Genomic DNA, 23011 nt, shown 5'->3' with positions numbered 1-23011 from the left:
GAACCCTTCACCCCTTCAACACTCCGAAACCGGTCCCGAACGCTGACCGCTTGGCACGTTTCGGCGGCCAACAATTGATGATGTTTGTCGTGCCCTCTGACACTTCGAGGGCACGCAACGCGTGGTTCACGCAACCTTTCCTGATGCATTCCTGCCTGTTCTGGCGAACGGGCACGACCGCGTGGGCCTGCGCCCCGGGAAGCACTGCCTCGCGTGAGCCGCACCGCCGACTTCCACGCTGCCCTGGCCGATCGGCTGCCCCAGCTCCTCTACGAGCTGTTGGGCAAGCCGTCGGGCAAGTCGGGCACTGAATGGCGCTATCGGCGCAAGGGCAGCCTCGCGGTCCGCGTGGACCGGACCAAGGCCGGGCAATGGTTCGACCACGAGGCAGGGCACGGCGGCGGGTTCGTGGCCCTGGTTGCCCAGGAACTCGGTTGCGACAGCGACCGGGCCCGGGCCTGGGTGACCGAGCGAACCGGGATCACCCTGTCGGGCACGGCAACTCCAAGCTCCACTTTCCGGCCGCAACCTCGGACCTTTGAACCTCAACAGGCCGATCTCGCCGCCAAGGCGCGCGATGAAGCACAGCGGATCCTGGCCAGCGCGGCGCCCGCTCCGTCCACGCACGCCTATCTCCAGGCCAAGGGCATCCAGCCGCACGGCCTGCTAGTCGATGCCGACAGGCGGCTGGTCATTGGCCTGCGCGATATCGACGGCGCCCTGCACACGGTCCAGCGCATCGACGCGCAAGGCAATAAACGGTTCCTCGCCGGCGGCGCCAAGGCCGACCACTTCGCGGTGATCGGTGACTGGGATGAGAACACACCGCACCTGCTGGTCTGCGAAGGCTGGGCGACCGGGGCCAGTATCCACGAGGCGGTCGGCGAGACCGTGATCGTCGCGTTCGATGCCGGTAACCTGCAGCGGGTCGCCCGGGTCCTGCGCCAGTGCCATCCCGCAATCGATCTCACCGTCGTTGCGGACAACGACGACAAGCCGGGGCGGACCGACAACCCGGGCGTGACCGCAGCGACCCAGGCAGCGCGTGACAATGATGCGCGGCTGGCCATCCCGCCGATCGCTGGCGACGCCAATGACCTGGTGCAGGCGATGGGGCAGCAAGCCCTGCGGGACTGTATCGCCTCGGCCCGCTGGGTGGCGGCCAGGGAACCGACCTATCCCGAGCCCCGCCATGATGTCGCAGAGGCCCGGGCTGAACTTGCTGGCCAGATCAGCGGATTCATGGATGCGACGGTTGCGTACCATGAGCAGATGTTGGCCGAACCGGATGATACCGGAAGCACCGACACCACCCCCGTGCCAATGCTGGGACTGCCCGTCGATGTCGGGCTCGGCAAGACCAGCCAGGTGCGCGAGCAGATCATCGCGGCCTTGGCAGCGGGCAGGCTCAGCGGCCGCAAGGTGGTGTTTGCGGTGCCGCGCCATGATCTCGGCGAAGAGCAGGTCGAGGCCTTTGCGGCCGCCGGCATTGCTGCGGTGCTCTGGAAGGGGCGCACGGCGCCTGACCCTACGCCGGACAAGCCCGACCAGCGGATGTGTCTCGATCCTGACGCGCAGGCAGACGCGCTCGCGGCCGAACTCTCGGTCGAGCAGGCCGTGTGCCGGGTCAAGCGCGACGGCCAGACGTACCTGTGCCCCCATTACGAGGTCTGTGGCTACCAGCGCCAGAAGCGGCTCGCCAAGTCCGCGCAGGTCATCATCTGCGCCCATGACAGCCTGTTCCACGCCATGCCCAAGGTCATCGGCCGGCCGGCCCTGCTGGTGATCGACGAAGGGTTCTGGCAGTCGGGCCTGCGTGGTACGGACAGTCCGGTCCAGATTACCATCGACAGCCTCGATCCTTACGACGCGGATCTGCGCTGCTACGATTACAGGAATGCCTATGACTATCCCGAGACCCAGTTCCTGATCGAACACCGGCTGAAGCTCTGGAAAGTGCTGGAGCGAACCCGGGAAGGCCCCCTGCGCCTCGCAGACTTGCGGGCGGCCAGGCTGACCCCTGCCATCTGCCGGGACGCGGCAAAGCTCGAGCGCGGCAGGCTGCGGGATCCGGACATCCTGCCGGGCATGTCCACCGAAGAACGAGCCAAGCGATTGAGCGCGGTGATGCCGCGCCGTAGCACTGCCTGGACCCCGCCCGGACGGGCCGCGGCGATGTGGTCGATCCTCGCCCAGGCGCTGGACGCAGGTCATGACGCCTGGGGCGTGCAGGTTGGAAGGATGCATACTTCGAACGGAACGGTCAGGTCGCTGGACCTGCTTTGGCGGTCATCGATCCGCACCGGCTGGGTCGAAAAGGTGCCGGTCCTGCACATCGATGCGACCATGCGGCAGGAGCTGGTGACGCCCTTTCTGCCGGGCATTGCCGTGGCGCCCGCCGTGAGCGCGAAAACACCACATGTCCGGATCCGCCAGGTGCTGGGTGCGCCCGTGAGCAGCAAGGCGCTGGTGCCGGGGCCACACGCGAAAGACCGACAGCACACCACATCGGCGAATAACCTGCGCGCCTTGCGGACCTACCTTGCCGTCCGATCCAGGCAGATGGGTGGTGGGACAGCGCCGGTGCTTGTCATCGGACAGATGCGGGCCGTCTCGGCTCTCACCACCGGCGACCTGCCAGCCAATCTGGAGACCGCCCACTTCAATGCGTTGAGCGGGCTCGACCGCTGGGGCAATGTCGCCGGCATGGTCGTCATGGGGCGTACGCTGCCGGCTCCGTCCGTGATCGCGAAGCTGCAGATTGCGCTGACCGGCACACCGCCCAAGGAGGACGCAGACCACGAGAGCTGGTGGTATCCGTCGACCGAACGGGTCATCCGTCGGCCCAAAGGGCGCTCCCATCCCACTCACGGCGAGTATCACCCCGACCCGATCGCCGAGGCCATCCGCTGGAGTATCTGCGAGGCCGAACTGATCCAGGCGCTGGGTCGTGGTCGCGGGGTGAACCGCACGGCCGACAATCCGCTCCAGATCGACCTGCTCACCGACATCGTGCTGCCGGTCACCGCCGACGAGGTAATCAGCTGGGACGACCTAGCCCCCAGCCGCATCGACATGATGGCCGCGCGCGGCGTGATCCTCGACAACGCCGCGGACCGGGCTCGCTGCTTCCCCGACCTGTGGCCGAACCACGATGCCGCAAGAAAGGATGGGCAGAGGAGTGGGACAAATTGCTATTATAGAAGTTCCTATAATAGCAGAATGTCCCACTCCTCGGCCGTGGTGACCTATCGACCAGCCGGTGCCGGACAGAAGTCACGGACGGCCACCTTCGATCTCGACCTGATACCCGACCCGCGATCGTGGCTTGTCGAGCATCTCGGTGAACTGGCGAGCTGCGAGGTGGTGACGGAGCGGGAACTGGCTGCGTGCCCCGCGTCATGACGTGCACGGGGGTATGGGGGGAGGGAGATAGTTCGCAACCTGCAAAGCGGTAACCGCCCCCGATCCAAAGTTTTCACACCCGCGAGTTAGCGACCGGGGGTCAAAGCGGAAAAATGGCAGAAGTCCGCTGATTTGAGTGGATAGTGCCTGCGAACAGAGCATTACTGATTTCCGCAAAGCACGGAGACTGAAATGACCGCCTCGATCCTCCCGACCCGCAACGAATCCTGGGGCTTTTATGGCGCCACCGCCGGGTTCACGGACGCGGACGCAGCGTGGGGTATTGCCTTTCCGGCGGTTGCCAAGGTCACCGGCGCCACCGCCGAAGGGGTTCGGGACTTTCTCGACAGCAGGCACGGCCGCCACTTCGCCGACGACGTGCACAACGGGATCCACGCCGGCCTCGTCCTCGAGGCGGCGATCAACGCTGCCATCACCCGCTGGATGGGCTGGACCATCAGCCGCACCACATCGCGCGAAACCGGCATCCCCAAGGGCCTGCCCTACCTGACTGGCTTCGTGACCCACTTCGCAATCGAGGCCGAACAGGCCGACTGACGGCGCTGAGCTTGGATCCCGGATACTCTTCGCGATAAAAAAGCGATGGTATACCCTGCATGCCTGCCATCAGTCGGGGATCCAACATTGCGCAACTTCCTGCCGATCATCATTCCCGCACTGCTTCTGCGTGTGCCAGATCACGCCGCCCTTGCGGGCGCCGGTGCCATCATCGACCTGCTTGACCCGTTCCACTGCCTTGCGGATGCCGAAGAACTGCTGGTGGCGCGCCACCTTGCGCACGCCCCCGTCAAACACGGTGAAGCGGCGGATCAGGTCGAGCAGCCGTTCGGGCCGGCACAGGGCGAAGATAGTGCGGTCCTGGGGTGAGATGGCGCGCGGCCCTTCGGCCGCCATTGCATCGAAATACCGGCGCGCATCGGCAAAATCGCCGGAAAAGATCGCGTCTTTCTCCGCAGCGGTCAGCGCTCGGTTGGCAAACGGTGCGATTGCTTCGTCCGTGTCTTCCTCATCCCGCCAGGTGCCCCAGAACTTCTGCGGCGTGCCCACTGTGGCATAGCGCGCTTCAACCCTGTTCGTCGTCAGGAGCAGCTGGGCGAAGTGGAACAGCTGCGGGATACGGTCTTCGCTCTGATAGCCGATCAGCTGGCTGCCGGCCTTTTTCAGGCTTTCCGTCGGGCGCTTGTTTTCGATCACCAGCACCGGGATGCCGTTCACGAAGGCCACGATGTCGCAGCGCTTCGTCTGGGTGCTGCCTGTCCGTTCGACCGAGAATTCGGCCGTCACGTGGAAGGCGTTGTTGGTGGGCGTTTCCCAGTCGATGAAGCGGAACGAATAGCTCTTGCTATCCCCGTCGATGGTCTTGGTGATCGTCGTGCCGAGCACCAGCGTATCGTAGATATCCTGGTTGGTGCCGCGCAGGCCCTTTAGCCTGTCCGGCGTTGGCTTCAGCTTGCGCATCGCCTCGTGCGCATCTTCCAGATCGAAGGGGTATTCACGCCCCTTGTGGGTGAAGCGGTTGATGCGCATCAGGTTTTCGACGAGGATATCGTCGAGCACGACATTGCGCAGCCGTGCCCCGCGCAGGCGCAGGGCCTCTGCCTGGCTCAGCGGCTGGAAGCCCAGCGCCACCAGCATTTGCAGCGCGGGGATCTGCGACTGGAATTTCTCGGCGGCGTTGAAGCTCATGCGGCCTCCTCCACCTGCACGCGCCATTCGCCCGTCAGCAGCTTCTGCATCAGGCCGCGCTTCTGGCGGATGAGGAGATCGATTTCCGAGACAATGGCGTTCAGTTCTGCCTGAGAGACTTCAACAACCGCAGCGATGACAGCCTGTTCGGCCGGGTCCATCGGCAGGCGCAATCGGCCTTCCAGAAACCTACGATTGGTGATGGCGATCGTGTTCTTGGCGCCTTTTTGCACCAGCGGGTGCAGGTAGTTGCGAACGGCCAGCGGCGATTCAAACAACGCATCAAGGATGACGCCCAGTTCGCGAGTTGCGGGCGTGAATACCCCGTAGAGCGGCGAGACGATGACTTCCTGCGAAATCTTGCTCTGCTTGATGATGCCGAGAGGAAAATCGCCCGTCGGGCTTTTGGTATAGACGATGTCGCCGGGCAGAACGCGATTGTAGTGCCCGGTTTCGGCGGCAGCAAAGGAGCGGCCCAGATGCTCGATCTGGTTGACCAGCCCCTTGTGGACCGAGACCGAGAAGACTTCTTCCGCTCCGGTGCCTTGCAGCCCGTGCTCGGTCAGCACCTCGCCCAATGCAACTTCGCGCCATTCGCCGGAAAAGCCGGGCAGCCGTGCTCGCCCAGTGAACAGGTGCGAACGCATCCAGATCCGACGACGCAAGTTCGCCGCCCGCAGCGCTTCCAGCTTCTCCAGCCCCAAGTCCCATGTGCGCAGGATTGCAGCGATCTTGCGCTGTTCAGGGAGAGGGGGGAGCCCAATTTCGATCGATGATAGGTGCCCTTGGTTTACCGAGGGCACTGCACTTTCTTGACTGAACCGCCCCAAATCCTGAACCAGCATGAAATAGTACAAGAATTCGGAGTCCAGACGGCTTTCATCTGGAATCGCTGCCATCATATTATTATCGATAGCAGTCGGCCTTGAGAGCAAACGGCGTCGATTCAGCTTCAGCGCAGCACCGACTTTCGCGAAAACCGTGGCGCCTTCGGGCTGAAGATTTGCTCGAAGCTTCTTCAAAATCGCCGATGAAACCCAGTTATTTGAGGTCGTGACGTACTTTCCATTCCCAGGAAGCGTCATGTCGCTGACTTTAATGAAAGGGTATTCGCCAAAGTCACTGCCTTGGTATTCTTCCTTGAATCCGCTTCCGCCACGGAACGTGCAAATATCTCCAAGAGCGACTTCTGCCCAATCGGCGGCTTGAAACTCAATCTCGCGCATCGTCGCCTCCCTTCTTCCCGCCCTTGGAGGCCTTCGCAATCCGCTCCAGCTCCGCCAGATCATCCGTCTGCTGTGCCGCGAGCCGCTCGGCTTCCCGGCGCTTGCCCTCGAATTCCGCATAGCGCGCATGGGCAATCTGCTCGGCCTTCTTGGCTGAGATACTGCCGGCATTGCGCAGCAGCGGCAGTTCGTTGGACGTGATGAAGGTGTCGAGCACGCCTTCCCATTCTGCCAGCCGCATCGTCTGCCGCCGGCTGGCGCGCAGTTCCGCCGTATCAAGGAACATGGTCACGATCAGGTTGAGTTCCTTGATTTCCGCTTCACCCAGATAGTTCTTGGCGGTGGTTACATCGCCCTTGCGCACGACAGCGCCCTTCCATGTCGTCAGCCCCATGTTGGGCGCAGCGGGATTGGCGCGCGACTTGATCAGTTCGGCCGCGGTGCCGCCGGCAACCGCGAACAGCATCTTGTTCTGGATTGTCGCGTAAAATTCCTGCGCGGCGCCCGATTTGGGATCGTAATCCTCGCTCAGCGCCAGGATATCGCGGATCTTCTGGTAAAACCGCGCTTCCGACGCCCGGATATCGCGAATGCGTTCCAGCAGCTCGTCGAAATAGTCGTAAGCGGAATCTTTCAGGCGGGCATCGTCCATGACGAAGCCCTTGATCAGGTATTCCCGCAGGACAGTCGTCGCCCACCGGCGGAACTGAGTGCCGCGCGGCGAACGCACGCGGTAGCCAACCGACAGGATGGCATCGAGGTTATAGACCTTGGTGCGGTAGGACTTGCCATCCGCAGCAGTCGTCAAGGATTCCTTGACAACTGACTCTGCCACCAGTTCCCCTTCGGCCAGAATGTTGTTCAGGTGCAGGCTGACATTCTGTTTCGTGGTGTCGAACAGTTCCGCCATCTCAAGCTGCGTCAGCCAGACTGTGCCGCCGACTGCCCGTAGTCCAATGGTCGCAGCGCCGTCCTCGGTGCTGTAAAGGATCAGGTCGCCTTCAGACATTGACGCCAAGCTCCTTCAGATAGCCGGCCATCTTCGCACGGACTTCGACCAGTTCGGCCTCGATGCGGTTGATGTCCTGCTGCAGGGCGGCAACGTCGATTTCCTCCTCCGCCTCGAAGGTGTCGACATAGCGCGGGATGTTGAGGTTGAAGTCGTTCTCGGCAACCTCCGCTGGGGTGGCGAGATGGGAGTACTTCTCGATTTCCGTCCGGTTGCGGTAGGTTTCCAGAACCTTCGCGATGTGGTCCTCGTTCATCACGTTCTGGGTCTTGCCCGGCGTGAATTCCTTGGATGCATCGATGAACAGCACGTCCTTGCGCGCCTCGTTCGCCCCGCCTTGCTCGCGCGACCGGTCAAAGATCAGGATGGCAACCGGAATGCCGGTGGTCGTGAACAGGTTGGCGGGAAGGCCGATCACGGCATCGAGCAGGTTTTCCTCGATCAGGGCCTGGCGGATCCGCCCTTCGGCCCCGCCGCGGAAGAGCACGCCGTGTGGAACGATCACCGCGACGCGCCCGCTCTGCCGCTTGGCGATCTCGATCATGTGCGTGATGAAGGCGTAATCGCCCTTCGACTTGGGCGGGATGCCGCGCCAATAGCGGTTGAACTGGTCGCTGTCGGCATGCTCCGCGCCCCACTTGTCGAGACTGAACGGCGGGTTGGCGACGACGACGTCGAACTTCATGAGATGATCGCCCTCGACCAGGGCCGGGCTGTTGAGCGTGTCGCACCATTCGATGCGCGCAGCATCCTTCGCGTGCAGGAACATGTTCATGCGGGCCAGCGCCCATGTCGCGCCGTTCACTTCCTGCCCGAACAGGGCGAAGTTGTCCGATCCCACTTCCTGCGCGGCCTGAACCAGCAGCGAGCCGGAACCGCAGGCAGGGTCGCAGATCGTGTCCCCCGGCTTCGCGCCAGCCAGGGGCGCCGTATTCCTCGGCGGTCTCGGCACAGGTATCATGAATGTTACGCATGATGGCGGCGAGGCGTTCCTCGGTTTTCTCGAAGCTCCAGCTATCGCGCGAGGCATTCTGCTGCATTTCCAGGGCTGAAGTCGCAACTCCGCCAGCATTGGCCGCCTTGCCCGGCCCAAACAGCACTCCCGCGCCCTGGAAGACGCGGACGGCATCTGGCGTAGATGGCATGTTCGCCCCTTCGCCCACAGCCACCACCCCGTTCTTGACCAGTGTGCGTGCATCCTTGCCGGTCAACTCGTTCTGCGTGGCCGATGGCATGGCAACATCGCACGGAACATCCCAGATCGAACCGCCCTCAATGTAATGGGTGCCGTTGCCTTTCCTGCGCGCATATTGCGAGATCCGTTCGCGGCGAATCTCCTTGATATCTTTGACCAGATCGAGATCGATGCCATTTTCATCGACAATGTAGCCATTGGAGTCCGAGCAGGCGATGACAATGCCGCCGAACTGCCGGATCTTTTCAATCGTGTAGATCGCCACGTTGCCGGAACCCGACACCACGCATTTGCGGCCGTCGAAATCCATGCCCTTGGTGGCAAGCATGCTTGAGACGAAATAGGTCGCGCCGAACCCCGTGGCTTCGGTGCGGGCACGCGAGCCGCCGTAGACCAGCCCCTTGCCGGTCAGCACCCCGGCTTCGTACCGATTGGTCAGGCGCTTGAACTGGCCAAAGAGGTAACCGATCTCGCGCCCGCCAACGCCTATGTCGCCAGCAGGCACATCGGTGTATTCGCCCAGATGTCGTTGCAATTCAGTCATGAATGACTGGCAAAAACGCATGACCTCGCCATCGGAGCGTCCACGCGGATTAAAATCCGAGCCGCCCTTGCCACCACCAATCGGCAGTCCTGTAAGCGCATTCTTGAAGATCTGCTCGAACCCAAGGAACTTGATGATCCCGAGGTTGACCGAAGGGTGGAACCGCAGGCCACCCTTGTAGGGGCCGAGCGCGGAGTTGAATTGGACGCGAAAGCCACGATTGATCTGCACCTGGCCCTGATCGTCAACCCATGGCACGCGGAAAATGATCTGACGTTCAGGCTCGCACAGACGCTCTATCAGGGCATGATCGGCATAATAGGGCTTCTTGGCGATCACGCGCCCGAGACTTTCCAGCACCTCGATGACGGCTTGGTGAAACTCGGTTTCGCCGGCATTGCGGCGCAGCACCTCAGCGAGGATGGGTTCAAGCTTTTCATCAATCTTGGTCATTGAAATTTCCTGGGTCCGACGCTGGGGTGGGCTACTGCTTGCGTGCATAAGCGAGAGTGACCGACTTTTCGATAGACGTGCTACCGTGCTGGCAATTGTGGTCGTGCTGACGGAGCTTTGCATTGTTCTTGAAACGTTTCTCGGTCTTTGGCTGCGCCCTTCTTGCGGCTGTTGTCTCTGGTGCTTTTCTCCCTGCGGCTTGGGCCGTCTCCGTTTTCGCAATTTCGGGGGTCTTGGCGCTGATCGGCCTGTTTGACCTCGCGCAGCCGGTCCATTCGATCCGGCGCAATTACCCGATCATTGGTCGTATGCGCTGGTTTTTCGAGGATATTCGTCCGGAGATACGCCAGTATCTGATCGAGGATGACCATGAGCAGCTGCCGTTTTCCCGGAGCCAGCGGTCATTGGTCTACGCGCGGTCAAAGAACGAAAGCAGCGAGCGCGCGTTTGGCACCCAACTCGATGTTTATGAAAGCGGCTATGAATTTATCGGGCATTCGAACCGCCCGGTTCCCCCCGGTGATCCCGCCACGTTCCGCGTCGACATTGGCTGCGGCGATTGCAGGCAACCCTACCGAGCATCCATCCTGAACATCTCGGCGATGAGCTTCGGATCGCTGAGTGCCAACGCCATTCTTGCACTGAACCAGGGCGCAAAGCTGGGAAGCTTTGCCCATGACACCGGCGAGGGGAGTATCAGTCCGCACCACAGGCACCATGGCGGCGATCTGATCTGGGAAATCGGCAGCGGGTATTTCGGATGCAGGAGCGCCGATGGTGGTTTTGACCCACGAGCCTTTGAGGAGAAAGCCACGGATCCACAGGTCAGGATGATCGAGATCAAGCTCAGCCAGGGCGCCAAACCTGGCCACGGCGGAATTCTGCCGGCGAGCAAGATCACCGAAGAAATCGCCCAGACCCGCGGTGTGCCAATGGGCCAGGACTGCGTTTCTCCTGCCCGGCACAGTGCCTTTTCCACGCCGAACGAGTTGATGGCCTTCATCGCGGAGCTCAGGCAGCTTTCCGGCGGCAAGCCTGTCGGGTTCAAGCTGTGCATTGGCCAGCCGTGGGAATTCATGGGTATGGTCAAGGCCATGATGGACACAGGCATCCTGCCTGATTTCGTCGTGGTCGATGGTGCAGAGGGCGGGACAGGCGCGTCGCCTCTCGAGTTTTCAGATCATCTCGGCATGCCCATGCGGGAAGGCCTGCTCTTTGTGCACAACACCTTGGTCGGCACGGGCCTGCGCGACAGGATCAGGATCGGCGCTGCGGGAAAGATAGTCAGCGCCTTCGACATCGCTGCGACGCGCGCCCTGGGAGCCGACTGGGTGAATGCCGCGCGAGGGTTCATGTTCGCTCTGGGGTGCATTCAATCGCTGTCCTGCAATACCAACCGTTGTCCCGTCGGCGTCGCGACGCAGGATCCGCTGCTCCAGCGCGCCCTGGTGGTGCCCGAAAAGGCCGAACGCGTGTTTAATTTTCACAGGAATACGCTTCATGCGCTGGCGGAAATGCTGGCCGCCGCAGGCCTCGATCATCCCAGCCAGATCGGTCCGCATCACTTGGTGCGCCGGGTCAGTCAGACCGAGGTCCGCCTGTTTTCGCAACTTCATACCTTCCTGGCCGAAGGAGAATTGCTAAGCGGAAGCTGTCACTCCAGTTTCTACAAGAACGTGTGGGACATAGCTCGTGCCGACAGCTTCGAGTTGTTGTGACATCTTTTCCGGCGCAGCGTGAAGCCTGGATAATTGATAGTCCGGCCACTGGGTGCACGTATGTCAAATCAAGCTGGCCGAACGGCTTTGCAGTGGCCTGAAGGAGGCTGAAGGCAGGGGTAGGATTGGATCTGTGAGCCCGCAACAGGAGGTTGGAAGCTCTCGGGAGACTTCCCCTGGAGCAACTGCTATCGGGCCGAGATGAGAAGACTGTTTCCCGGCGCTGGCAAGGCCGATTTCGCGATTGATTTTGGCACGGCCAATACGCGGGTGGTGTCGGCTGATGGCGGTGTCCTGTTCGATGAGCCGTCGCTCTGCTGCTTCGCGGGGCGCGTCGATGCCGGTGAACTGGTCACTGCCGGAGCTGCCGTCGGCCCCATGCAGGAGCGTGCATCCGGAGACCTGCGGATCGTGCGCCCTCTGCATCGCGGGGTGCTTTGCGATATCGCGGCGGCCCGCGACTATCTGGCCTATGCCGTGCGATCGAGTGTCGGCCAGCGCAGGCTCCGCTCCTTTCGCGCAATCATCGGAGTGCCAGCCGATGCAACCAACGCAGAGCGTGGCGCGCTGCTCACCGCGGCAAACGATGCTGGTCTGGGGGCTGTCGCACTGTTGACGGAACCCTTGGCTGCCGCGTGGGGAGCAGGCCTTCAGGTCGATCATCCCCGCGGCTCCATGATCGTGGAATGCGGTGCCGGTACGACGGAGGCGGCCGTCCTGTCACTGGGCGGAATCTGCGCGACTGCATCCCTACGCGGCGGAGGCGATGCGCTTGATCGCGCGATTGCCGATCATCTCCATTTTCAGCACAAGTTTCTCATCGGCATGAACACTGCTGAACACGCGAAACGCGACATCGTCAGGATGCTCCAGGATCAGGCAGCCCCTGCCGCCACGATCCGGTTCAAGGGACGCGACCTCGTGAACGGATTGCCCGCAGCCCTGGAACTGCCGATAGGTGATCTGCTCCCCGTGGTCGAAAAGCATATTGCCGGCATCACCAGGATGGTTGTGAACCTGCTGGGCCAGATATCGCCCGAACTGAGCCGCGATATCCACGATGACGGCATTGTCCTGACCGGCGGCAGTGCAGCCATCAATCTTGTCCGGCCGGCATTGGCCCAGGCCACCGGGCTGCATGTCGCCCTTGCTTCGAACAGCGCTTATTGCGTGGCAAGCGGCCTGCAAAAGGCGCTCCTGCACTGATCGGGGCGTGACACCTGGTTTGACTTGAAGATCGCTTGCGGCCATCATCGTGTCATGTTCCGGTTTGCCACACGTCAGCGTCAGCGCTGCCATGCGAGTTCGCTTCTCGTGGGCCAATAGCCCCGGACAGCGAGAGCCACGTCCGGCGCAGTCCGGGGCAAAACCGACCATCAGCCTTTACATCGCGCTTTTCCAGCGCACCGCGCCTGCATGACCGGCGCTGACGGAGAACACCATGACCACCCATCGCAAGGCCCGGGCCCGGCCACCGATCCAGATTCGTGAAAGCGACGCGGAACGGATCGGGAATCTTGCCATCGAGGCGGAAGAGCGGCTGCCGCAGGTGGCCGAACTGCTCCTCGCCGAGATCAACCGCGCCAGGATTGTGCAGGATTCCCGGCTGCCGGGGGATGTCGTCGCCATGCAATCGACTGTAAAGTTTGTTGACGAGGCGAGTGGCGCCGAGCGCACGCTGCAACTTGTCTACCCTCAAGCTGCCGACATCGAAGCGGGACGCATTTCGATCCTGTCGCTGGTTGGGGCTGGATTGCTCGGCCTGAGGCCGGGGCAGTCGATCGCATGGCCCGATCGTGCCGGGAAGCAGCGGCCCTTGCGGATCCTTGATGTCATTCAAGGATAATAGTGAAAACGGCACATCGCCAAACGCTATCCTGCAAAGCGCTTGAGGGCATTCGGGGCCCAGCCGGAAAGGGCGGGGATTTTTGGGTGGGGTCTACTCGCAGGATCTTCACCCGAAATAATCATCGTGGGAGTGCACTCTCCCGACCAATGAGGGTGTCGAAGCTCGACGCTATGTTTCCATTACGCAAATCAGGCGCCGGACAGCGCTGACGAACATCATTAAAAAGACCAGAGCAAAAAGGCCGATATCTTCCAGTCTTTTGGGGCTTGGCGCTGACCAAATATTTGTGGTGCGTTCACGGTTGGCCCTTTGTGGAGAAACGACGGTGCGCGATACCATCAAGGCTAAGTCTAGCTCTTCAATACTCCGCTTCGTGAAGCCCCAGGCTCGCGGCCGCCTCATCCGGGACGAAGCGTGCTGGAGGGCATTCGCCGTCTGCACAGGGGCCGATTGCCAATGTGCGAGCGGTCAGTTCGGGGTCACATCCGCCAATGCTTTCATTTACCCCGCCGGAAAAGGTAACTGTCCCGTCCTCGTTGTGAGTGAAGCTGTCAGGCGCTCCGAGCGAAGGGATAGGCCAGGGGTTGTCCTGGCTCGCCTCTGACCAGAGCGTGGTTATGCGAACGTGACGGCTATGTGGCGCGACTTCCTTCGGATAAGTGACAGAAAAGCCAACGATACAGTGGTTTTCACGATCAAGGATCTGTGGGCTGAACGTTACTTCATGCGGCGATTCTGCCGTGACCGTTTGAGCAGCGGCGGCAGCCGGACAGGTGGTCACAGCGAGCGCGACGACCACTGCCAATTGTATCGATTTCATCTAGCCGTCCCCTTTCTCTCGCTTCGAGGCGCTGTCCCTTGTGATGGTTTCGCCAAAGGGAGCTGCTACCTTCCGGGAAATATTACCCTTGCACCAAGGCGCGCCGGCCCTGGCCCTGCCGGCCGAGGCAGCTTGACTTGCTGTTTTACTGACTGAGACTGTCCAGTTTGATGTCAAACGTCAGTTCGACTGCATGGCTTTTGCTGTCATCAATGGTCCGCCCGAAGTCTGTTGAATGACCGAGTTTCGCGGACACAGAACCACTAAGGTGCAATTGCTCGCCGGATTTCTCAACCTTGTTCAATGTCACGGGTGCGGTCGACGATGATGAAAGGTAGAAGGTCCGCTTCCCCTCGCCATTGTCGAGCGTAATTTCCGGATTGTTTGGCTTCCCGCCTCCGAGTTCGAAGCCGAAAGCAATATTGCCGATGTCGTCAGGCCCGCTCACTTTTCGGGCCATGACAGACACCGTGCCGCTGCTGGCATCACCTGTGAAATCCGACTGCATTGTCCACAGTGACCAGCTGGCAGGTTGCCCATTGACTGTGCCGGTGATCAGTGTGCCCTCATCCTGCCTGCCAGTGCTGGCAGCGCCATCGCCGGCACCACTGGATTGCGCAGCGGGGCTGGCGCCGGATTCCTGTCCATCGGGCGAACACCCTGTGATGAGCAGGGCCGCGATCGGGAACAGGATGGCACTGCGTTTGGATGGGCGAAATGACATGATGGGCTCCTGGAGATAAACGGCGATCGCAGTGCGTCTTACGCCTTCAGCGTAAAGGTATGACCGCTATTGCTCGGTTTGAGTGACATCGATCTGAATCATGTAGCCTTCGACATCTTCGGGCTGCGAAACGGAGATCTGGCCGCTTTCGACGTTGCCGCCGTCGAACAGCAACCGGCCATCGGAGAGCATTCCGTCGTTGACCTGGTATCCAGCCGCCTCAAGCGCAGATTTCCATTCGGGGAATTCTGACTTGGGATCATTGGGGACACTGACCTGCAGTAAGTATGTCCGCATGCCGATCTTGGTGTCCTGGATCACTGTGTGGCCATTTGGCAGGGCGACGCCCGCCGGCATCCAGTCCCGTTTGCCCGAGGCCGAGGTGCCTGTGGCCGACATTTCCGTCTCGTCAGCCACAGCTTCATTTTCAACTGCGGCATCCTGCCCGCACGCAGCAAGCACAAGCAGGGCAGGAGCGGCGGCAAATTTCGCGATCTGGGGCATTTTCATGAGACTCTCCTTTTCACGGCGGATGGGGGGGGCGTCATTCCGGCGACAGGATCAAGCCCCAAGAATGACGGCGGCAGTGTCGGGGCAGGCCGAGCGCACTTTCGCCTCGATCCGCTCGTTCAGGCGGCGATCGTAGGCTGCAACATCCTCGCCAACGTCAGTGATAAATCCGCCCAGCGAACTGCGGTGGACAGGCAGGGCCTTCAGCAGGCTTATGCATTGTGTCGTCCCGGGATTCTCGACGGACAGGGTCGTATCCACGAAGTGCGCCATGGCACCGACATAACAGGCATCGAGTGCCGCAATCGCGTCCGTGCGTTCCTGCCCGCCAGTCGCCGTTGTTTTCAGCAGTCCTGCTGCCTTGCCGACAACGCCGGCACAGGCTTGTGAGGGGCTGCGCCCTTCGCTGGCACTCTGCCACGCTCTGTCGAAAGATGTGCGGTAAGGTTCAGCGACGTCCGAACCGCCGCCTGCCGCTGCAGCCTCATCTGCTTGCTCGCCGGAGCACGCTGTAATCAACAGAAAGATGGGCGCAGATATCAGGAAGCGACGCATGGCAAACCTCTCTCAAATACAGAACTGCTGAGCACGTAAGCGGGCAAATCGGACCAAAGGGCAGGTAAAGGTATCGGGTGAGGGTGTGAGATCACCCGATACCTCGCTTCGTTCAGCGGATATTCCGGCGCTGCACCATGTTGACGATCCCGAGCAGGATCACGGCGCCGACGAAGGCGATGATCAGTCCGGTTAGCGAAAACTGCTGTACGCTGCCGCTGATGCCGAGCAGCGGCCCGGCGACGGCATTGCCGATCAGCGAGCCGACGCAGCCGACGACGATATTCCAGAAGATGCCCATCGAGGCATCCCGGTTCATCACTTTGCTGGCCAGCCAGCCGGCGATGCCGCCCACGATCAGTGCAATGATCCAGCCCATAGTATTTTCCTCCTCAGTTGCGGATTTCCAGGTGCGTCACGCTGACGTCCACGAATTCTTCGTTGCCTATGTTTTCCGGTGCCTCGCCGGGCGATAGCATCACTCGCCAGATCACGGCACCAATGGCCGCGCCCACGAGCGGGGCAACCCAGAACAACCACAATTGTCCCATCGCTGCGGTGTCGGCGAAGATGGCGACGCCCGTGGACCGGGCCGGATTGACCGAAGTGTTGGTGACGGGGATCGAGATCAGGTGAATGAGCGTCAGAGCCAGACCGATGGCTATCGGCGCAAAACCGGAAGGGGCTGCTTTCGAGGTTGAACCAAGGATGACGATCAGGAACCCGGCCGTCAGCACAATCTCGATGGGCAGGGCTGCCTGCATCGAGTAGCCGCCAGGTGACAGGTCGCCAAAGCCATTCGAGGCAAAGCCACCCGCACTCCACCCGCTCTTGCCTGAGGCAATGGCGTACAGCACGACGGCAGCGGCAATCGCGCCGACCACCTGGGCGATCCAGTAGGGGATCAGTTCTTTCCAGGAGAACCGGTTAGCCAGCGCGAGGCCCAAGGAAACCGCAGGGTTGAAATGGCCGCCAGAGATCCCGCCCACTGCATAGGCCATCGTCAACACGGTGAGGCCGAAGGCCAGCGCAACACCGGCAAACCCGATACCGAGCTCCGGAAAAGCCGCCGCCAGAACGGCAGAACCGCAGCCTCCGAATACCAGCCAGAAAGTGCCGAAAAGTTCGGCAGACAATTTGCGTATCATGATATCTCCCCCTTGCGCTTGTCTGCTCTCCAGATCAGTTGGCTAAGCTGCCGGTGTCAGCGACCAAGGCGTCCCGCCATGCCCAGGATGTCGTCGAGTGGATTGCCGTCACCGTCGAGGTCGATCAGCGACGCGAGACCACCAACATTGCCGCTCTGGGGCGCGCCACTCTGGCTGCCACCCATCACGCCGCCCAAAACCTGACCCAGCACGCCGCCGAGGCCGCCCTGTCCAGTGTCGCTGGATGCGCCGCCCGCTTTCTGGCTGGCCAGATAGCCTGTGACCGCCATGGCGAGCAGGGGCAGCATCTTCTTGAGCAGTGCGGGATCAATTCCGGTCGATTGCGCTGCCTGGCCCGCTACGGTCCGACTGACATCCTTGGAGCCGAAGATCTGGCCGAGAATCTCATTTCCCGGCTCCGCAGGCGTGGGGGCGCTGCCGGTCACCGCGTCCAGCAGGCCGCCGCCGGCGGCTCCGCCCAGCATGTCGATCAGCCCGCCAAGGCCACCCGGCGCCGGCTGCGCCTGCTTCTTGAAGCCGCCGAGGATGGCGGGCAGCAGCGCCTCTGCCCCGCTGCGCGCGGTCGCAGGATCGACACCCAGTTCACGCGAAATCGAATCAAGCGCCCCAGTCTGTTTCATGATGTCTGCAATATTCACTGCGGCCTCCTGTTCTAAAACGACGCCAGACGTGTCCGACAGGCGTCATGATCATCGCCCATGACTTGCCAAAGCAACATGGCTCCCACACACTCGTTTCGGGATGATGTCAGAGAGCAAGGAGAAGCGCGATGAGTTTTTTCGGTAAGATCAAGGACGCCATTTTCGGCAAGAAGGCAGAGGCGGCTCCTGCTGCACCCGCGCAGACCACGGCGGCTCCCGCGGCACCGACCCCAGTCGCACCGCAGCCGGTTTCCGAAGTCGACGTGGAAGCCATCCTCAGTGGCCTTGCGGCAAAGTCCGACCAGAAACTCAACTGGCGAACCTCGATTGTCGACCTGATGAAGCTGCTCGGCCTCGATTCCAGCCTCACCGAGCGCAAGGGCCTCGCCCAGGAACTCGGTTACACCGGTGCGCTTGACGGTAGCGCTGAAATGAACATCTGGCTGCACAAGCAGGTCATGCGGGAACTGGCGGCCAATGGCGGCAAGGTTCCGGCCGAACTTCTGGATTGATCGTCAGGCTCGGGGTAACCCAAACAGGGGATTTTCAGGAGAAGCACCATGGCTATCGCCAAAGTAATCGAAGTGATTTCCAGCTCGACGACGGGTTTTGAGGATGCGGTTTCCAGCGGCATCTCCAAGGCAGCAGAGACCGTCGAAAACATTGAAGGCGCTTGGGTCAAGGACACCAAGGTCACCGTCAGCGATGGCAAGATCAGCGAATGGCGGGTGATCCTGTCGATCACCTTCATCGTCAAATGACGCGCCCTGACGACTGTCGGCACGGGTAGCCGCAGCCGGTCACGCACGACAAGGCCGAGGATCTGCCCTGCAGATCCTCGGCTTTTCATTGGCGACTGCTTCTTTGGCTTGAGAGGCAGCTGTCGGCTATCATCAACGATCGACGATGGCGCTCAGCCGATGGTGGAAGGGGCGGTGCGGGGTTTCCCCGCGCGTGAGGTCGTGAAGCATGCCGCCGCCCAGGATCGGCAGGATCCCCTCGACTTTCAGCAGGTCTTCGAAGCTGTGCACGTCGACATGGACGTGTAGCCTGCCATCGAAATCGAAGCTGATGATCGCGTCTTTGGGGCATGCGCCCTGCAGCATGGCAAGGATCTTGTTCAGTTCGTCCGTGATCAACGAGGACCGCTGGTCAGGCAGGCGTTCGACACTTTGCTTTTGAGCCGGATTCTCGCTCATGGCCCCTCCCGATTTCCTGGTGTCCGGATGCAATGCCCCTCGATCAATGGCTGATCGCGGGATCCATGGACTTGGCCTGGTCGACCCATTTCTGGACCTGCGATGCAGCAGGCACTGCTCGGGTAAGCTTCTTCGCCTCGTTCACCTCTTTCATTTTCGCTGCCAGGTTCTCGGCATTGCGGGTGGCCAGTTCCTTGACCGTGTCGACGCCGGCGGCCTCGAGTAGTTCGGAATATTCCTCGCCCACGCCCGAAATCCGCATCAGGTCGGCCATGTTGGCCCACTTGAGCAGCTGGCTGGCAGAAAATCCGGTTTGCGTGGCAACGTCGTCGCGGCCTTTGCGGCTGCCGCAGGCGCTGAGCAGGTCGTCCGAAGTCTTGATGCCCGCTGCCTGCAGGCGTTCGGCGTACTTCGCTCCAATGCCTTCGATTTCCTCGATCTTGTACGCCATCATCCACTCCTTGCATTACGCCTTGTCTATTCTGCGACTGACAGCCTAACCGGACAGATCAGGCCATGCAAACGCCGGTCAATATTTCTGCTGGCGCTCATAGAGGTCACGGTAGTGTTGCAGCCTCGTGACCCGCAGCCCCTGCATACCAGACCGGTCGACGGCGCGCTGCCAGGCGGCAAACTCCTCGATGGTCAGGTCATAGCGCTCGCAGGCCTCGTCGATGGTCAGCAATCCGCCGTTGACGGCAGCAACCACTTCGGCCTTGCGCCGGACGACCCAGCGTCGGGTGTCTCTTGGCGGCAGGGACTCCAGGGTGAGCGGTTCGCCGAGCGGCCCGATGACCGCAGCGGGACGGATTTTCTGGTTCTCAATCATTGAGCATATCGATCGCCTGCCACCTATGCCGGCGCCGCCTCCTTTGTCAGCTATGCGGGATCGATGACCATGGCCGGTGGAGGTTAACATTGCATGATGCGGCGGGGGCTGCCTGGACATGGCATCGACCGCCTCAAGGCCTCGGTGACTGGGGCTGGGTGGGTCGGACCGCACAGATAATGCCCGCCCCAATCAGGAGTATGCCGAGGAAGTGAAACCAGCGGATTGCCTCGTTGAGGAAAATGACTGCGAGCAGCGCGCCGATTACCGGCATTATGTTGAGGTAAAGGCCGGTTGTGGCAGGGCCAAGCAATTCGACCCCGCGGTTAAAACATAAGTATGCGATTAGCGAAGGAAACAGGCCGACATAGGCTATTGCCAGCCAGCTTTCCGCATGGTTGAGGATCAGTCGCCCGCTGGCGATCTCCGCGATATAGAGCGGAAACAATGCGGCCACACCGATACCAACTGTCGCGGCCAGAAAACTCATGGGGTGGACCTTGGGGCGTTTGCGCAGCAGGACCGTATAGAGCGACCATATGATGACTGCGGCGCTGATCACCAAATCACCTTCGTTGGGCTTCATTCCAATGAGCGCCGCAGGATCGCCCTGCAGGATGATCATCAGGGCGCCGATGATCGAAAGCACGATACCGATCAGCTGCAGCAGGCCAGTGCGATCGCCAAACAGTATCGCGCCGAGCAACAGGATAAGGCCCGGCTGCATCGATTGCAGGAGCAGACCGTTGACTGCGGTAGTGGTCTGCAGCCCAGTGTAGAGAAGGGTGTTGAAAGCGCCAATGCCGAGCATCCCCAGCACGAGCACTGATTTCAATGCCTCTTTTAGGCGGGCCATATCACGTCGCAGATGTGGCCAGGCAAATGGCAGCATCAGGAGAAGCGCCAGACTCCAGCGCCAGAAAGCGAGTGCGACGGGCGGAATCAAATCGCGTGCGCCTCGCCCCACGATTGAATTTCCCGCCCAGAACAATGCCGTGAATGTCAGCAACAGGTAGGGCCTTTCCCAGATCCAACCAAGCGTACGGACAAGAATGGCAGGCATGGCAGGGAAGGCATCCGGGTTATGGCTGGATCAAGGTTGCAGCGAATTCGGGTACGAAACATCTGGCCAGGAGACTTGTCATGTCCCCTTGCGATTTGCTGCATGCATCTCGGCGCGGGAAAGCAGCGCATCCAGATCTTCACGGCTGATATCGAAGCTTTCGTGCATATCTTCAAGCGCGGCATCGATGTCGGCAAGATGCAGGCCTGCATCGGGCGCTGGTGCGGGTCGATGCGGGTAGGAATGGCTGGTCAGCCTGTGAAACAGCAAACCAGCTATCACCAGCGTGGCCGAATTGATGCCGACCGGCAGCAGCGCAAAGCCAAACCCCGCCGTATGAATCGCGTCTGATCCAATTACAGCTGTCAGAGCTGATGCGCCCCCGGGCGGGTGAAGGCAACGCAGCAGCGACATGATCAGTATGGCGGCGCCTACCGCAAGGCTGGCTGCAAGCCCGATATCCGGGATCGCCCGGTAAATCAGCACGCCAACCACGGTTGAGGTGATGTTGCCACCGATGACGGGCCAAGGTTGCGCCATCGGGCTAGAGGGCACAGCAAACACCAGCACGGCCGACGCTCCCAAGGGTGCGACGACCAAGGGGAAATCCGACCCATGAAGCGGTAGCAACGAACAGATCAGAATAGAAACGGCAATGCCGCCCGATGCGCCAAGACAGGCCAGCAGTCGGTCGCCGGTGCGGACGCCGGCAAGAATGGGCTTGAACAGTCGCAAGCCAGTTCATCCTTTTTCAGTCAGGTGGAATGCCGCCCGAGCCCAGCAACTGGCTACAACGGAAAGGGCGTTGATGATGCAAGCCCGAGGCTGAGAGTAGCCCCGGGCTTGCCATACTGGTGCAGCAGGCGTTCAGGCTGCGAGCAACTCGTCTGCCGGGCCGAAGAACTCGTAATGGATCCGGTCGGAGCGCACGCCTGCCAATGACAGGGCCGACACGGCGTGCCGGAGGAACGGACGAGGTCCGCAGATATAGTAATCGGCGTCAGTGGCCGGGGTGTTCGCGATCAGCCACTCGTCGGTAATGATCCCGGCATGATCGTAATCACGTCCCGCCACTTCATCTGCCTGCGGCGTCTGGTGGAAATCCGTAACCCGGACCAGCGAGGATTTGCTGGCAAGTTGGCGTACATGATCGCGCATGGCATGAGTGGCTCGGTCATGCGTGCCGTGCAGATAATGCACCGGGACATCGACCTCGCGGGCGACCAGAGCTTCCAGCATGGCCACCATTGGCGTCAGGCCCACACCGCCCGACAGCAGCACGATTGGCCGCTCCGCATTGTCTGCAAGGAAGAACTCGCCAGCCGGCGCGGCCACCTTGAGAACGGTGCCCGTGCCGGCCTTGTCATGCAACCAGCCCGACGCCAGCCCCATCGGCTCACGCTTGACAGATATGCGATACGTTGCCCCGTTGGGGGCGGACGAGATCGAATAGTTGCGCTTCACCGGCGGATGGCCGTCGATTTCGAACCAGAAGGTCAGATACTGCCCAGGCTTGTGCTCCATGACCGGCCCGCCATCAGCAGGACGCAGAATGAAGGACTTGATGACGCTACTCTCCTCGATGATTTCCTCGATCCGGAAATCCCGCCAACCATTCCAGCCACCGCCGCTGTCGCGTTGCTCGGTATAGATGCGGTCTTCGCGTGCAATCAGGATGTTGGCCAGGAACCAGTAGGCTTCGCCCCAGGCTTCGAGGATTTCGTCTGTTGCCGCATCGCCCAGAACGGCCTTGATTGCGCCCAAAAGCGCTTCGCCAACATGGGGGTAATGCTCTGGAAGGATTTGCAGTCCGACATGCTTCTGGGCAATTCGCTCCACGGCAGGAGCGAGGGCGGACAGGTTCTCGATATTGCTGGCATAGGCCATTATAGCGCCGGTCAGTGCGCGCGGCTGCGCGTCGGAAACGCCGTGATGCGACTGATTGAACAGATCCCGGATGTCGGGGTTCTTGAACATGCGCGAATACATTTCATGAACGATGTCGAGGCCGTGGGCTTCGAGCGCCGGAACGGTCGCCTTGACGAGAGCGATCGTCTGCTCACTGAGCGGTTGGGTCATACATAAACTCCGGTTGGTTGATCTGTGAAGCGGGAGAACTGATCAGAAAGGCGGCTGGTCATAGAAATCGACCTGCATTTTCATGGACCCTGTCGCGGTGACGAAATGAGGCTGCTTTGGCAGCACCAATCCCGGCTTGTCCGGCGTCAGAACGCCTTCGGAGACTGGGTCGAGAATGGTGAGCCTGAGTTCGCCCTCAAGCACCCGGATCACTCCCCACACGCCTGCCTTCGTGTCATGGCGGCGTCGAAGCGCCGCAGGGAGGGTGTCCTGATCGAATATCGGGGTCGAGCGAAAGGGTGTGATCGCGGCCATG

Annotated in this window: 25 protein-coding genes and 1 pseudogene; 7 read left to right on the top strand and 19 right to left on the bottom strand. The window is 61.2% G+C overall.

Annotated features, from left to right (window positions below):
• The first annotated feature begins 213 nt into the window (after positions 1 to 213).
• Together U4960_RS13380 and U4960_RS13375 are read left to right on the top strand one after the other, a co-directional pair.
• Positions 214 to 3405: a toprim domain-containing protein gene (locus U4960_RS13380; protein ID WP_324261130.1), complete on the top strand. Its 3192-nt coding sequence runs from the start codon at positions 214 to 216 to the stop codon at positions 3403 to 3405.
• 192 nt (positions 3406 to 3597) lie between these two features.
• Positions 3598 to 3963, top strand: coding sequence for a hypothetical protein (locus U4960_RS13375; protein WP_324261129.1), 366 nt, complete (start codon positions 3598 to 3600; stop codon positions 3961 to 3963).
• 69 nt (positions 3964 to 4032) lie between these two features.
• On the opposite strand, the gene U4960_RS13370 is transcribed toward U4960_RS13375, so the two are convergent.
• The 5 genes and pseudogenes from U4960_RS13370 to gdhA all read right to left on the bottom strand — a co-directional run.
• On the bottom strand, positions 4033 to 5112 hold the full coding sequence (locus U4960_RS13370; RefSeq protein WP_324261128.1) for a type I restriction endonuclease: 1080 nt from the start codon (positions 5110 to 5112) through the stop codon (positions 4033 to 4035).
• Positions 5109 to 6338 (bottom strand): restriction endonuclease subunit S, encoded by a 1230-nt coding sequence (locus U4960_RS13365; protein ID WP_324261127.1) that lies wholly within the window; start codon positions 6336 to 6338, stop codon positions 5109 to 5111. The genes U4960_RS13370 and U4960_RS13365 overlap by 4 nt, the downstream gene beginning before the upstream one ends.
• Positions 6325 to 7347: a virulence RhuM family protein gene (locus U4960_RS13360; RefSeq protein WP_324261126.1), complete on the bottom strand. Its 1023-nt coding sequence runs from the start codon at positions 7345 to 7347 to the stop codon at positions 6325 to 6327. The genes U4960_RS13365 and U4960_RS13360 overlap by 14 nt, the downstream gene beginning before the upstream one ends.
• A complete protein-coding gene (locus U4960_RS13355) occupies positions 7340 to 8308 on the bottom strand; it encodes a class I SAM-dependent DNA methyltransferase (RefSeq protein ID WP_324261125.1) in 969 nt (322 codons plus the stop codon). Before U4960_RS13355 ends, U4960_RS13360 begins: the two co-directional genes overlap by 8 nt.
• A 13-nt stretch (positions 8309 to 8321) precedes the next feature.
• A pseudogene (gdhA, locus tag U4960_RS13350) lies at positions 8322 to 9539 on the bottom strand (NADP-specific glutamate dehydrogenase); the annotation flags it as partial.
• Positions 9540 to 9667: 128 nt separating this feature from the next.
• On the opposite strand from gdhA, the gene U4960_RS13345 reads away from it, so the two are divergent.
• The 3 genes from U4960_RS13345 (at position 9668) to rnk (ending at position 13103) form a co-directional block, all read left to right on the top strand.
• On the top strand, positions 9668 to 11257 hold the full coding sequence (locus tag U4960_RS13345) for an FMN-binding glutamate synthase family protein (RefSeq protein ID WP_324261124.1): 1590 nt from the start codon (positions 9668 to 9670) through the stop codon (positions 11255 to 11257).
• A gap of 201 nt (positions 11258 to 11458) precedes the next feature.
• Positions 11459 to 12463 carry a rod shape-determining protein gene (locus tag U4960_RS13340; protein WP_324261123.1) on the top strand — a complete coding sequence of 335 codons (1005 nt, stop codon included), beginning with the start codon at positions 11459 to 11461 and terminating at the stop codon, positions 12461 to 12463.
• 235 nt (positions 12464 to 12698) lie between these two features.
• Positions 12699 to 13103: a nucleoside diphosphate kinase regulator gene (rnk, locus tag U4960_RS13335; RefSeq protein ID WP_324261122.1), complete on the top strand. Its 405-nt coding sequence runs from the start codon at positions 12699 to 12701 to the stop codon at positions 13101 to 13103.
• A gap of 361 nt (positions 13104 to 13464) precedes the next feature.
• Here rnk and U4960_RS13330 read toward each other — a convergent pair whose 3' ends face one another.
• From U4960_RS13330 to U4960_RS13300, 7 genes are all read right to left on the bottom strand, one after another.
• The gene (locus U4960_RS13330; RefSeq protein WP_324261121.1) at positions 13465 to 13926 is read right to left on the bottom strand and encodes a hypothetical protein; all 462 of its coding nucleotides are present in this window, start codon (positions 13924 to 13926) and stop codon (positions 13465 to 13467) included.
• Positions 13927 to 14071: 145 nt separating this feature from the next.
• Positions 14072 to 14650 (bottom strand): hypothetical protein, encoded by a 579-nt coding sequence (locus U4960_RS13325; protein ID WP_324261120.1) that lies wholly within the window; start codon positions 14648 to 14650, stop codon positions 14072 to 14074.
• 66 nt (positions 14651 to 14716) lie between these two features.
• Positions 14717 to 15160 (bottom strand): hypothetical protein, encoded by a 444-nt coding sequence (locus U4960_RS13320; protein WP_324261119.1) that lies wholly within the window; start codon positions 15158 to 15160, stop codon positions 14717 to 14719.
• A gap of 51 nt (positions 15161 to 15211) precedes the next feature.
• The gene (locus U4960_RS13315) at positions 15212 to 15679 is read right to left on the bottom strand and encodes a hypothetical protein (protein WP_324261118.1); all 468 of its coding nucleotides are present in this window, start codon (positions 15677 to 15679) and stop codon (positions 15212 to 15214) included.
• A gap of 148 nt (positions 15680 to 15827) precedes the next feature.
• Entirely contained in the window at positions 15828 to 16094 is a 267-nt protein-coding gene (locus U4960_RS13310) for a GlsB/YeaQ/YmgE family stress response membrane protein (protein ID WP_324261117.1), read from the bottom strand.
• 13 nt (positions 16095 to 16107) lie between these two features.
• Positions 16108 to 16863 (bottom strand): aquaporin Z, encoded by a 756-nt coding sequence (gene aqpZ, locus U4960_RS13305; protein ID WP_324261116.1) that lies wholly within the window; start codon positions 16861 to 16863, stop codon positions 16108 to 16110.
• Between the two features lie 56 nt (positions 16864 to 16919).
• Entirely contained in the window at positions 16920 to 17522 is a 603-nt protein-coding gene (locus U4960_RS13300; RefSeq protein ID WP_324261115.1) for a DUF937 domain-containing protein, read from the bottom strand.
• A gap of 131 nt (positions 17523 to 17653) precedes the next feature.
• Here U4960_RS13300 and U4960_RS13295 point away from each other — a divergent pair, with 131 nt between their 5' ends.
• Both U4960_RS13295 and U4960_RS13290 read left to right on the top strand, forming a co-directional pair.
• Positions 17654 to 18037, top strand: a complete 384-nt coding sequence (locus tag U4960_RS13295; protein WP_037474711.1) for a DUF3597 domain-containing protein — start codon at positions 17654 to 17656, stop codon at positions 18035 to 18037.
• Between the two features lie 48 nt (positions 18038 to 18085).
• Positions 18086 to 18286, top strand: coding sequence for a dodecin family protein (locus U4960_RS13290; RefSeq protein WP_324261114.1), 201 nt, complete (start codon positions 18086 to 18088; stop codon positions 18284 to 18286).
• A gap of 132 nt (positions 18287 to 18418) precedes the next feature.
• Here U4960_RS13290 and U4960_RS13285 read toward each other — a convergent pair whose 3' ends face one another.
• From U4960_RS13285 to U4960_RS13255, 7 genes are all read right to left on the bottom strand, one after another.
• Positions 18419 to 18724, bottom strand: coding sequence for a hypothetical protein (locus tag U4960_RS13285; protein WP_324261113.1), 306 nt, complete (start codon positions 18722 to 18724; stop codon positions 18419 to 18421).
• A gap of 43 nt (positions 18725 to 18767) precedes the next feature.
• Positions 18768 to 19178, bottom strand: a complete 411-nt coding sequence (locus tag U4960_RS13280; RefSeq protein WP_324261112.1) for a DUF4332 domain-containing protein — start codon at positions 19176 to 19178, stop codon at positions 18768 to 18770.
• Positions 19179 to 19253: 75 nt separating this feature from the next.
• Positions 19254 to 19553, bottom strand: a complete 300-nt coding sequence (locus tag U4960_RS13275; protein WP_324261111.1) for a DUF1153 domain-containing protein — start codon at positions 19551 to 19553, stop codon at positions 19254 to 19256.
• A gap of 133 nt (positions 19554 to 19686) precedes the next feature.
• Positions 19687 to 20616, bottom strand: coding sequence for a DMT family transporter (locus tag U4960_RS13270; protein ID WP_324261110.1), 930 nt, complete (start codon positions 20614 to 20616; stop codon positions 19687 to 19689).
• Between the two features lie 78 nt (positions 20617 to 20694).
• Entirely contained in the window at positions 20695 to 21351 is a 657-nt protein-coding gene (locus U4960_RS13265) for an HPP family protein (protein ID WP_324261109.1), read from the bottom strand.
• A 132-nt stretch (positions 21352 to 21483) separates the two neighbouring features.
• The gene (hmpA, locus tag U4960_RS13260; protein ID WP_324261108.1) at positions 21484 to 22695 is read right to left on the bottom strand and encodes an NO-inducible flavohemoprotein; all 1212 of its coding nucleotides are present in this window, start codon (positions 22693 to 22695) and stop codon (positions 21484 to 21486) included.
• Positions 22696 to 22737: 42 nt separating this feature from the next.
• Positions 22738 to 23010, bottom strand: a complete 273-nt coding sequence (locus U4960_RS13255) for a DUF1971 domain-containing protein (protein WP_324261107.1) — start codon at positions 23008 to 23010, stop codon at positions 22738 to 22740.
• Position 23011 lies beyond the last annotated feature (1 nt).

The sequence above is a fragment of the Altererythrobacter sp. H2 genome, from assembly GCF_035319885.1.
In the GTDB taxonomy this organism is placed as follows: Bacteria; Pseudomonadota; Alphaproteobacteria; order Sphingomonadales; family Sphingomonadaceae; genus 34-65-8.
Note: the sequence above shows the minus strand (reverse complement) of the source record. Positions and strands in the feature narration are given on the sequence as shown.

Coding starts and splice junctions, on each gene's coding strand:
- hmpA (WP_324261108.1), bottom strand. CDS start 22,695: ATGACCCAACCGCTCAGTGAGCAGACGATCGCTCTCGTCAAGGCGACC.
- U4960_RS13325 (WP_324261120.1), bottom strand. CDS start 14,650: ATGTCATTTCGCCCATCCAAACGCAGTGCCATCCTGTTCCCGATCGCG.
- U4960_RS13310 (WP_324261117.1), bottom strand. CDS start 16,094: ATGGGCTGGATCATTGCACTGATCGTGGGCGGCATCGCCGGCTGGCTG.
- U4960_RS13280 (WP_324261112.1), bottom strand. CDS start 19,178: ATGATGGCGTACAAGATCGAGGAAATCGAAGGCATTGGAGCGAAGTAC.
- rnk (WP_324261122.1), top strand. CDS start 12,699: ATGACCACCCATCGCAAGGCCCGGGCCCGGCCACCGATCCAGATTCGT.
- U4960_RS13370 (WP_324261128.1), bottom strand. CDS start 5,112: ATGAGCTTCAACGCCGCCGAGAAATTCCAGTCGCAGATCCCCGCGCTG.
- U4960_RS13320 (WP_324261119.1), bottom strand. CDS start 15,160: ATGAAAATGCCCCAGATCGCGAAATTTGCCGCCGCTCCTGCCCTGCTT.
- U4960_RS13355 (WP_324261125.1), bottom strand. CDS start 8,308: ATGATACCTGTGCCGAGACCGCCGAGGAATACGGCGCCCCTGGCTGGC.
- U4960_RS13290 (WP_324261114.1), top strand. CDS start 18,086: ATGGCTATCGCCAAAGTAATCGAAGTGATTTCCAGCTCGACGACGGGT.
- U4960_RS13285 (WP_324261113.1), bottom strand. CDS start 18,724: ATGAGCGAGAATCCGGCTCAAAAGCAAAGTGTCGAACGCCTGCCTGAC.
- U4960_RS13275 (WP_324261111.1), bottom strand. CDS start 19,553: ATGATTGAGAACCAGAAAATCCGTCCCGCTGCGGTCATCGGGCCGCTC.
- U4960_RS13330 (WP_324261121.1), bottom strand. CDS start 13,926: ATGAAATCGATACAATTGGCAGTGGTCGTCGCGCTCGCTGTGACCACC.
- aqpZ (WP_324261116.1), bottom strand. CDS start 16,863: ATGATACGCAAATTGTCTGCCGAACTTTTCGGCACTTTCTGGCTGGTA.
- U4960_RS13340 (WP_324261123.1), top strand. CDS start 11,459: ATGAGAAGACTGTTTCCCGGCGCTGGCAAGGCCGATTTCGCGATTGAT.
- U4960_RS13270 (WP_324261110.1), bottom strand. CDS start 20,616: ATGCCTGCCATTCTTGTCCGTACGCTTGGTTGGATCTGGGAAAGGCCC.
- U4960_RS13295 (WP_037474711.1), top strand. CDS start 17,654: ATGAGTTTTTTCGGTAAGATCAAGGACGCCATTTTCGGCAAGAAGGCA.
- U4960_RS13255 (WP_324261107.1), bottom strand. CDS start 23,010: ATGGCCGCGATCACACCCTTTCGCTCGACCCCGATATTCGATCAGGAC.
- U4960_RS13365 (WP_324261127.1), bottom strand. CDS start 6,338: ATGCGCGAGATTGAGTTTCAAGCCGCCGATTGGGCAGAAGTCGCTCTT.
- U4960_RS13375 (WP_324261129.1), top strand. CDS start 3,598: ATGACCGCCTCGATCCTCCCGACCCGCAACGAATCCTGGGGCTTTTAT.
- U4960_RS13360 (WP_324261126.1), bottom strand. CDS start 7,347: ATGTCTGAAGGCGACCTGATCCTTTACAGCACCGAGGACGGCGCTGCG.